Annotated in this window: 8 protein-coding genes; 4 read left to right on the top strand and 4 right to left on the bottom strand. The window is 35.3% G+C overall.

Features of this window, described 5'->3' with window-relative positions:
- Together P8M54_RS11935 and P8M54_RS11930 are read left to right on the top strand one after the other, a co-directional pair.
- The coding region (locus P8M54_RS11935) for an NADH-quinone oxidoreductase subunit M (RefSeq protein ID WP_300288102.1) at positions 1-1437 on the top strand (1437 nt) is incomplete at its 5' end.
- A 12-nt stretch (positions 1438-1449) separates the two neighbouring features.
- Positions 1450-2820, top strand: a complete 1371-nt coding sequence (locus P8M54_RS11930; RefSeq protein WP_300288100.1) for an NADH-quinone oxidoreductase subunit N — start codon at positions 1450-1452, stop codon at positions 2818-2820.
- 291 nt (positions 2821-3111) lie between these two features.
- Here the strand turns inward: P8M54_RS11930 and P8M54_RS11925 are convergent, their stop codons facing one another.
- Entirely contained in the window at positions 3112-3786 is a 675-nt protein-coding gene (locus tag P8M54_RS11925) for a hypothetical protein (RefSeq protein ID WP_300288098.1), read from the bottom strand.
- A gap of 531 nt (positions 3787-4317) precedes the next feature.
- On the opposite strand from P8M54_RS11925, the gene P8M54_RS11920 reads away from it, so the two are divergent.
- Entirely contained in the window at positions 4318-4482 is a 165-nt protein-coding gene (locus P8M54_RS11920) for a hypothetical protein (RefSeq protein WP_300288096.1), read from the top strand.
- Between the two features lie 121 nt (positions 4483-4603).
- Positions 4604-5320, top strand: a complete 717-nt coding sequence (locus P8M54_RS11915) for a DsbA family oxidoreductase (protein ID WP_300288093.1) — start codon at positions 4604-4606, stop codon at positions 5318-5320.
- Between the two features lie 109 nt (positions 5321-5429).
- On the opposite strand, the gene P8M54_RS11910 is transcribed toward P8M54_RS11915, so the two are convergent.
- From P8M54_RS11910 to P8M54_RS11900, 3 genes are all read right to left on the bottom strand, one after another.
- Positions 5430-8600 carry an efflux RND transporter permease subunit gene (locus tag P8M54_RS11910; protein WP_300288092.1) on the bottom strand — a complete coding sequence of 1057 codons (3171 nt, stop codon included), beginning with the start codon at positions 8598-8600 and terminating at the stop codon, positions 5430-5432.
- Positions 8601-8690: 90 nt separating this feature from the next.
- The gene (locus P8M54_RS11905; RefSeq protein ID WP_300288090.1) at positions 8691-9758 is read right to left on the bottom strand and encodes an efflux RND transporter periplasmic adaptor subunit; all 1068 of its coding nucleotides are present in this window, start codon (positions 9756-9758) and stop codon (positions 8691-8693) included.
- Between the two features lies 1 nt (position 9759).
- Positions 9760-10954, bottom strand: a 1195-nt coding sequence (locus P8M54_RS11900) for a TolC family protein (protein ID WP_300288088.1), incomplete at its 5' end; no start/stop codon positions are given.

Raw genomic sequence — 10954 nt, 5'->3', positions numbered from 1 at the left:
GTATCTCTAATATTAATTATACTTTTAGTTGGCGCATTTGCAACTTATTTAGCTGGTGATAAACTTGCTTCAATAGTAGCATTACTTTTTGGCCTTGGTGCATTAGCAACTACCATTGTATTATTAAACAATTTTAACGCTGGGGAAAACATTAGTGTCTTGAACCAATGGATTAATAAACCACAAGTTTCAATTGCGCTTACCGCAGATGGATTATCATTAGCTATGTTGTTGTTGACAACAGCTTTGACGGTAATTATTATTTTTACTTCTTTCGAGAATGTCTATAAAAATGCGAAAGCGTTTTATGCGTTGATCTTGTTCATGGCATTCGCTATGGCGGGAACTTTCTTAGCTTCTGATGGTTTGTTGTATTACATCTTTTGGGAATTAGCATTAATACCAATTTATTTCATCGCTTTGATTTGGGGTAATGGTGATGCCGAAGAGCGCAAGAATGCAGTAATTAAGTTTTTCATCTATACGCTAGCAGGATCCTTATTTATGTTGATCGCTTTTGTGTATTTATATCAAAAAGCAGGATCGTTCTTAATTGAAGATTTGTATGCTATAGAATTAACAAGAACAGAACAGTTTTGGATTTTCTGGGCTTTTTTCTTAGCGTATGCAATTAAAATTCCGTTGATTCCTTTTCATACTTGGCAAGCCAAAGTGTACCAAAAAGCGCCGGCTGTTGGAACGATGCTTTTGTCGGGGATTATGTTGAAAATGGGATTATACAGTGTTATCCGTTGGCAGTTGCCAATTACCCCAGTAGCAGCTAAAGAGTATTTACCGATGCTTTTAGGTTTAGGGATTGCAGGAGTGATTTATGGATCAATAGTAGCTTTAAGACAAAAAGATTTAAAGAAACTGTTAGCTTACTCTTCACTTGCTCACGTAGGATTGATTGCCGCAGGTGCTTACACCCTTACGCTTGATGGATTACGTGGTGCTGTTTTACAAATGATCGCGCACGGTTTTGTAGTTGTAGGTCTGTTTTTTATTGCAGACATTATTTACAGAAGATATGAAACTAGAGTTATTGAAGAAATGGGAGGGATACGTACACAAGCTCCAAAATTCGCTTCCTTATTTTTAATATTGGTATTGGCTTCAGTGGCATTGCCAACTACTTTTAACTTTGTTGGAGAATTTACCGTTTTATATAGTTTGTCTTTAATTAATGTATGGTATGCTGTATTAGGTGGAACGACAATTATATTAGGAGCTTACTATATGCTTAAAATGTACCAACATGTGATGTTAGGAGAAACTAATGTAAAAGCTTTCGCAGATGTTAGCTTCAAAGAAGGTGTAGCTTTGGTAAGTATTATTGCTGTATTGTTCTTCTTTGGGATGTATCCAAAGCCAATCACAGACTTGATTACGCCAAGTTTAGAAAGTATTTTAAATCAAATTAACAGAATTAACTAGTCAAATAAAAAAATGAATACATTAATAGCTATAATAGGATTAGGTGTTTTATGCCTTTTATTTGAAATATTTAACCTTAGAAAGGGAATTATTCCAATAACTGTAATTGGTTTATTGGCGGTTCTTGGTTTGGATATATCTGAATTTAATTCTCCAGATTCTTATTACAATAACATGATTGCTGTAAGTAAATTTTCATCTGCTTTTTCAGCATTGTTTATCATCTTAACTATTTTTCTTGTTACGTTAAGTCACAAGTTTTACGAAAATCATCAGGCTAAATTATCAGATTATATCGCCATTAAGATTTTCTTGTTAGCGGGAGCTGTAGCGATGGTTTCTTTTGGGAATCTAGCGATGTTCTTTTTAGGATTAGAAGTACTTTCGATTGCTTTGTATGTATTAGCTTCGAGTAATAGAGCAAGTATAAAAAGTAATGAGGCGGGATTGAAATACTTTTTGATGGGATCATTTGCCTCAGGAATTATTCTATTTGGAATTTGTTTGATTTACGGTGCCATTGGTAGTTTTGATGTGGTAGATATTAGTGATCTATCTCGTTCAGCTGAGTTGCCTGTATGGTTTCCAATAGGGATTGCCTTGCTTACAATAGGTATGTTATTTAAAATAGCAGCTGTTCCTTTTCATTTTTGGGCACCGGACGTTTACGAAGGTTCTCCTGCATTGACCACCGCTTTAATGAGTACACTAGCTAAAGTAGTATCTATGGCTACTTTATTTAAATTGTTAACAGTAGTAAATGCTGACTTGTCACCATCGTTCCAAACAGTGATTGTATTTGTTTCAATCGCATCAATGACGGTAGGTAATATTATGGCATTGCGTCAAGTAAATGTGAAGCGAATGCTTGCATTCTCAGGAATATCGCATGCAGGATTTATGTTGATGACGATTTTGAGTATTTCTAATGCAGCAGGAGCATTGTTATATTATACAGCTGCATATGCATTGGCTGGTATGGCAGCATTTAGTGTTGTTTTATACGTTTGCAAAAATAATGAAAACGAGGATATTACTAACTTTCATGGTTTAGGAAAAACAAATCCTTTGTTAGCTGCTATATTAACAGGCTCATTGTTATCCATGGCAGGTATTCCTATTTTTGCTGGTTTCTTTGCGAAATTGTTCTTGTTTGATGAAATGATTCAGTCTGGTTTTATAACCTTAGTTATTATAGCCGTGATCAACTCTATAATAAGTGTAGGTTACTATTTTAAATTGATAGTAGCTATGTACAATAAAGAATCTAATGAGGAACGAACAGGTACGCCTTTTGTTATCTATGCGGTAGCAATTGTGGCTTTAGCATTAAACATAGCGTTAGGTTTATTTCCATCGTTTGTATTGGATTTATTGGCTTAAGATTAAAGCCTTCAATATATAGTAAACCATCAAAAGTGATTTTGATGGTTTTTTGTTTTAGCGTACTTTCTGTTCGTGATGTTGTGCGTGTTTTGATACGATAGTAGTACTGCATTATAATCTTAAATGACATAAGATAGGTTTAGGTGTAAAAAGAACAGAAAATGTTATTGTTAAGTCGCTTTTGACATGTGCGAGAAGTTATTTTTAAGTTGTTTTAATCATTAAAAAATCCCGCTAGTACAAAATATGATAGTACTAGCGGGATTTAAGTTATTTGAAGGCTTAATCTCATCTAGGATTGTTTCTAAGGATAACTGTTCCTGATAAATTAGAGTCTTCTACTTTGTTTTTAGTTCCAGTGGCACGGAAGTAGTAGGAATTATCATCATCATTGTTGTTTTGATTGTTGCCGTAGTTATTACCATTATTTGGATAACTGTTTTGGTTATAGGCATAGTCTCTACCGCCTTTTACTGATCCAACAACATCTACAATTTGACCACGACGGTTATAAATTATTTCTAAACCACCTACACGCTCTAATGCATAACGGTTGTAAGTCATGTACACAGAGCCAATTCGTTTCACACGGTCGTTAACATCGTAATTAATGAACACATTCCCTACTTGTCTAACCCTACCTTGATCGTCATGGGCTACTTTTACACCATAATTTGCTTTTCGGCTATTATTTGGTGCGCCATACGTTTTATTCACGCCGTCGTTCCATTTTGATCTGTAATACATATCGCTACTACTAGTCGTAGGACGTGTATTAAAATCTAATTGTCCGTCAGGAAACACGTAAAATTCAATGCCCCGTTCCACGAAAACAATTGGGTCGTCATTTCTAAAATGTACTTGAGATTTTCTTACAGCTGAAAAATCTATTTTTTCTGCGGCGTTTGCTATACTGCTTCCAAATAGGAAGATACTAGTAACTAAAAAGGTAATTTTTTTCATGATACTTCTATTTTGAAATTGGCCTACTCTTAAGCTTTTCGGCTTTCGCTATTATTATTTATTTGATTAGCTATATTCAAGATGTGTGCCATAAATTGTATTCGACGATCAGTTTTATGTTGATTTATCTTTAGAAAACAAGTTAAGGTGTTGATTTATTAGAGATTATAAAAATTAAATTTGAGGTGAGAAAATAAGAATAGTTTTGTTTTTGATTATTTCTAAATTTAAGATGCTATCTTCAATGGGTAATTGTAAAGCAAATTTTGATTGCTAAATCCTAGTTGCGTTCAAGCTAAACTGTGAATGTTCAAGTTCACAAAAGTAGGCCGTACTAGATTTAAGTTCAGTTCGCAACTAAGGCTCTAAGGGTGTTACTATTTATGTGTTTTTCGCTAAAAACAGGCGGTCTTCAGTAAATGCAATTTTCTCAATATCAAACTATATGGTGCTGTAAAGTTTGAAAAATCACTAAAATCAGGTATTGTAAAAGCAAAGAAGAACGACCATCTTTGTATAAAATTCTTTCAAATGGGAAATCAAGTAGCTACTTTACGAAGAGGAAAACGAAAAGTAAACAAAATGGTTAATGGTAAAGATGATTCTTTTTATAGAATTGGCTTATTCACTTTTATTGTATTTGTATTCGCGGTCTCAAGCTTGGTAGCGATAAATATTTACAATTTATTGCCCTAGTATTTTCATATTGTTTTTTTCAATTGTGCTATATCTTAATTAAAGATTAAAACCACTTATATTCCTGTTAGTTTTTGTAAATTTGTATATACAAATAACATTTTTATAAAGTAATCATATAATGGATAATAAATTAAAAATACAAATATGGTCCGATGTAATGTGCCCATATTGCTACATAGGAAAACGACGTATTGAAGGAGCTATAGCTAAGTTTGGTCACCAAAATGCTATTGAAATAGAGTGGAAAAGTTTCCAATTAGATTCTAGCTTTAAAGCTTCTCCAGAGGATAACCTTTATGATCATTTAGCCGAAAAGTACCGTAAAGATAGAGATTGGGCTGTTGAAATGGTTGAAAATATGACCCAAAACGCTAAAAATTCAGGTTTGGATTTCCAATTAGGAAATGCAATTTTAGCGAATTCTTACAAAGCACATCGTTTGTTGCATCTTGCAAAAAAACACAATGTTGGTGATGAATTAAAAGAGCTACTTTTTAAAGCGTATATGACTGAAGGGAAGAATGTAGATGATACTGATACCTTAATTGCCTTAGGTGAAGCCGTAGGGATGGAAAAAGAGCTTGTAGAAGGTGTTTTAAATAGTGATGCTTACGGCCAAGAAGTCAAAAATGATATCGCAATGGCGCAGCAAATAGGTGTGCAAGGCGTACCGTTTTTTGTTTTTGACAATAAATATGCAGTGTCAGGAGCTCAGCACGAGGAGACTTTCGTTAAAACCTTAGAAAAAGTTTGGGAAGAGGGAAGCTTTGGACCACAATTAACAGTCTTGAATGCCAACGAAGGAGACAGCTGTGGGATTGATGGTTGTAATTAAATAGGAAGCCTATTATATAAGTTTTGTCTCGAAACAATCAATAAGTTTAATATATAAAAAAAGCCTGTTCGTAATGAACAGGCTTTTTAGTATTTAACAATTTTTTCGTTTAATGCTGCGCACCAAAGTCATTTTCGTTTAATTCGATATGATCATAGTCGGCAACCATTTCTTTTTCGTAGTCAATTTTTTCTCCTTTAGAGAATTTAGCAACGATTTTCTCCATGATTTCATAGATAACGGGGACAATAATCAACGTTAGGAATAACGAAGAAATTAATCCACCAATAATTACCCAAGCCAAACCATTTTTCCAACCTGCTCCTGCTCCAGATGCTAATGCAATTGGGAACATACCAAAAACCATGGCAATTGTGGTCATTAAAATTGGACGCAAACGAGCGTGATTCGCTTGGATTAAAGCTGTTCTAATCGTTTCTCCTGCAGCACGTCGTTGGTTGGTGTAATCGACTAACATAATCGCATTTTTACACACCAATCCAATTAGCATGATAATACCTAAAATAGTAAAGATATTCAATGAATTATTAGTTAATGCTAAAGCTAACATTGCTCCAATAAACGATAACGGAATAGCAAATAGTACCACAAACGGGTGAATAAAACTGTCATAAAGACCAACCATTACTAGATATACCAAAATGATCGCTGCTAATAACGCAATTCCCAAAGTACCAAAACCTTCACTTTGATTTTCTTGGTCACCACCCCAAATGTAACTTACACCTGTTGGTTTTTCTAGTTTATCTAATTTTTCTTGCCACTGGGTTACAATGGTACCGGCCGATACTCCAATGTTTTGACCTTGTACAGTTACAGAGGCTGTTTTATCTCTACGCTCTAATTTACTTGGTCCAGATCCCTCGGTTATAGAAGCAAATTGTGATAATTTAATTTGTTGCCCCATATCATTGATAAAGATAAGGTTACTAACATCAGTTATATTTTTGCGGTCAAAAGCATTGTATTTGATGTTGATATCGTATTCGTATTCACCCGCTCTAAATTTACCGTTTGTATTTCCACTGTATGCCGTTTGCATAGTCATACCTACAGTTTGCAAAGTCAAACCTAGTGCAGCCATTTTATCGCGGTCCACCTGTACGTTTACTTCTGGATTACCATCTTCAACAGTTAGTTTTATCTCGGTTGTACCTGGGATTTTTCGTAATTCAGCTTCCGCTAATTTGGCAAATTTCATGGCGCTCTCCACATTTGGACCCGTAACAATCAATCCTAATTTAGCGTCTTCGGCAGTTCCAAGTAATCCTACAGGAACCGTTTTTACTTTGGCACCAACAAGAACTTTCTCCAATTTACGTTTCATTCTCGCAGCATATACTGAGGCATCGTCCGTACGTTCGGATTGGTCAATCATTTTCACATCAATCTCTGCTTTGTAAGCTGTAGCTTGCGTACCACCCATTCCTTCAGAGGTTTGACCTATAGTGGTAATTTGGCTTTGTACATATTCTTGAGTTTTCAAGAAAGCTTCTGCTTTTTGCGTCATAAAGTTGGTTTGTTCAAGCGAAGCATCTTTTGGTAATTCGATTTGAACTAAGAATTCACCACTATCCGATGCAGCAAAAAATTCACCACCAATAAAACCACCACCCACTAATCCGATAGTTGAAGAGAAAAACAATACTACAACTACTAAAATAGTTTTGATGTAGTAATCCAAACACCAGTTTAAGATGCTAGTAACCCAGTTTGTAAAGCGGGTTAGCATGCTTTCGAAGCCAAGAATAACTCTTCCAAAAAGGTTGTTTCCTTCAATGTGTTCTAATTTTCCAAAACGAGAAGACAACCAAGGGATAATCGTAAAGGATGCTAAAAGTGATAATAAAGTAGAGATTACTACCGTCATACAAAACTGCGTAATGATGTTAGATACTAAACCACTACTTAAAGCAATAGGTAAAAACACTACTACAATTACTAAGGTAATCGATGTTACCGTTCCACCAATTTCGGCAGTACCATCATACGAAGCACGAATTCGGCTTTTACCCATCTCCATATGCCTGTAAATGTTTTCCAATACTACAATGGCGTCATCGACTAAGATACCTACAACTAGCGACAATCCTAGTAGACTCATTAAGTTTAGCGTGTATCCCAAAAGGTAAACACCAATAAAGGTAGCGATCAAAGAGGCAGGTATAGATACCATTACTATCAACGAGTTTCTGATACTATGTAAAAAGAAAAGCATTACCAAGGCCACCAATACAACTGCTATTAATAAATCGTGAAGTACTGAATCAGCAGCTTCTAGCGTGAAAATCGTACTGTCTTTGGCGATCTCTAGTTTCACCTCATTGGCTTTATAATCGCTTTCCAAGGTTGCAATAGTTTTTACTAGCTGTTCACTAACAGCCACTGCATTTGCATCTGATTGTTTTACGATTTGTAATACAATTGCACTTTTTTGGTCTATTCGAGCAATTTTTTCCGCTATTTTTTGTGCATCTTGTACATCAGCAATGTCTTTTAATCGAATTTGAATTCCGTTTTTAGAAGATACAATCAGGTTTCTTAATTCGTCAACATTCTTGTATTTTCCAGCAAGACGAATTAATATTTTTTGCTCTCTCGTTTGAATATTTCCCGTTGGGAAATCAAGATTAGAGCTTAAAATTATTTGCTGTACTTGCGGGATCGAAAGACCGTATCCCTGCATTTTTGTTGCATCAAGATTGACTTGGATTTCGCGTTCTTGACCACCAATGATATTTACTTGTGCTACTCCTTGCACACGGGATAAAACGGGAGCAATTTTTTTGTCGATCAAGTCATAAAAAGCAACTTCATCCATTTTACCATTGGCACCAATAGTCATAATTGGTAAATCGCTTAAGGAAAATTTGGTCAATGACGGTGGATCAGCGTCATTAGGTAAATCGCTTAATACAGCATTGATTTTACGTTGCGCATCATTCATAGAGTTATCTACATTAGCCTGAGAAGTCAGGGTAATCGATACAATTGACAGACTTTCATATGACTTGGAGTCGATTTTTTTTATGTTTTCCAATGAAGAAATGGCATCTTCAATTTTCTTAGTAACCGTGTTTTCAATCTCACTAGGGGAAGCACCGGGGTAAACCGTTGCTACTGTGATTACGTTGGTCTCGAATTTAGGAATCAATTCATAGCCTAGTTGACTATAACTGAAGATCCCACCTAAAATAAGTATTGTAAAAAGTACAATGACTAACGAGGGACGTTTTATGGATATTTCTGCTAGTTTCATTTTTTTATTTTATAAGAGTGATTAGTGACTAGTGACAGCGATACGGTAAAAAGCTATTTGTTACTAACTATTTACAGTTCACTAATTACTTTATTTGATAATTTCTACTGGATTACCGTTTTGCAAGTTAATTTGACCTGTTGTAATCACTTGTTCGCCATCTGATAAACCAGCTAATATTTCTACTTTATCTCCTAAAATTCTACCAGCAGTTACCGTTTTCAAGAAAGCTTTACCGTTTTCAACCACAAATACTTGGTTGCTACTAACACTACCTACAAAGGCGTTTCGTGGTATTACAGTCATTCTTTGTGTTTGCTGCGCTGATTTAAATAAAGCGGTACCGTACATTCCTGCTTTCAAGTCATTATTTACATTGTTAGCAATTTCAATTTCAACTGGAAAATTTAAGCTACTATCTGATTTTGCCGCAATAAAGGTAATTTTTCCTTTAAATTCTTGATTAGGATAAACACTTGAGGTAACGGTTACTGCTGTTCCTGTTTTTAAAGTAGCTACTTGTGATTCATTAACATTCACGATTAGTTTAAGCGTGTTCACGTTTACTATTTCAAAAAGTTGTGTTGGAGGCATAGCCGAAAGCATCGATCCAGGCTCAATAAAACGCTTGTTGATGATTCCGCTTATCGGTGCTTTAATTCTAGTATCGCCTACATTCAAACGTGCTTGTTTGTACATAGCATCAGCATTGGTTAAAGCCACTTTTGATTGATCTAATTGTTGTTTCGTTACACCACCTGTTTTGTAGGCATTTTCAAAACGATTATAGTCTGATTTTGCGTTTAAGTACGCCGCTTCTGCAGCTTGCGCATTGATGTTTATGGCATCTCCTCTCATGATAGCTAGAGTCTGCCCGACACTTACGCGATCACCTTCTTTAGCAAGAACACTAATTACTTTTCCTGATTTTTCAGCAGAGAAAGCAAGTTGTTGTTTTGGTTCAAAGTTTCCGTTGGCAATAAAATCCAAATTGACTTCTTCAGTTTTTACTCCCGCTACTTTCACAGAAACGCTAGCATTTTTTTCAGCAACAATGGCTATTTTTTCCTCATTGGCAGCTTTATTTTTCATTAAAATAAAGGCGATTAAAGCTAAAGAAGCAATAATTACAAGTGCGATAGTTATATTTTTTTTCATTTTAGTTATTGATAAGAGTTTTTAGTTGTCCTTTTGATTTGATTAATTTTATTTCTGCTAGTTTGTAATCTAAAATGGCAGCAGTATAATTGTTTTGCGCTTGAGTCGATGCGTTTTCAGCATCTAGCAAATCTGTTAGCGAAGCTAGACCTTGTAAATAGTTATTGTTTATGTTTTTTAATATTTCATCAGCCAGTTTCATGTTCTCTTTTTGGTTTTTCAGAGTAATTAAACTGTTTTCGATTTGCGTACTGGCATTTTTAAAGTCTAAGTCTAATGCTAACTGTGTGTCTTTGATATCCTCATCGATGGTGCGTAGGGCAACGTCAGCTTGTCTTACTTTGGCTCTAGTTCCAAAACCACTGAAAATCGGAATACGCAGATTTAAACCTATTGCGGCAAAATCCGACCAATATACGCCATCAGAAGGTTTTGCAAACCATGGCAGTTGAGGGCCTTGACCAATATAATTGTAACTAGCAGAAAGTGATAGTGTAGGATAGTATCCCGCTACAATGGATTGTTTTTGCAACTCAAGCAATTCTTGTTGCTTTTTCATCAATAAGTATTCACTGCGGTTTGAAACGTTTGGACTATCCGTTAGAGCGGATGGGCTTACTTCAAATTGCGATTGTGGAATATTAATTTGGGACTCCATAGGCATTCCCATGTAAAATTTTAAAGCATTTTCTTGTAATTGAACAGCATTAATAATTTGCTGTTTCTGTGTATTGATGTTCGAAAGATTAACATTCATTCGGTCTAAATCTATTCTTTTGGCAAGACCGTTATCAAATTGTCCTTTTACGATATCTCTTACTTTAGTGGTGGTATTTAAATTGCTTTCGGCCAAAACTAATTTTTGACGCAATACATACACTTGGTAGTAATTGTTAGCAACGTTTTCGATCACTTGCTCCTCCGTTAATTGATCATTAATCTGATAAAATTCACGAGTGGTTCGTGCTGCTTTTAAGCCTGTAAAAACCGTTTGATCAAACAAGGCTTGTGTTAATGAAACCCCAGCAGTAGATACCCATTTTTGCCCAAAAGCAGCTTGGATTGTCGTTCCCGGTGCGCCAAAACCCGCTCCGTCAATAACTGTAGTTTGAATGATAGGATTGTGTGTTAAATTCCCGTTAGCGGCTATTTGCGGTAAAGCTCTTGATCTAATTTCTTGAATTTGGTATTCGCTG

It is taken from the genome of Flavobacterium sp. (assembly GCF_029242675.1).
Lineage (GTDB): Bacteria > Bacteroidota > Bacteroidia > Flavobacteriales > Flavobacteriaceae > Flavobacterium.
This window is presented reverse-complemented; position numbering and strand designations above follow the sequence as displayed.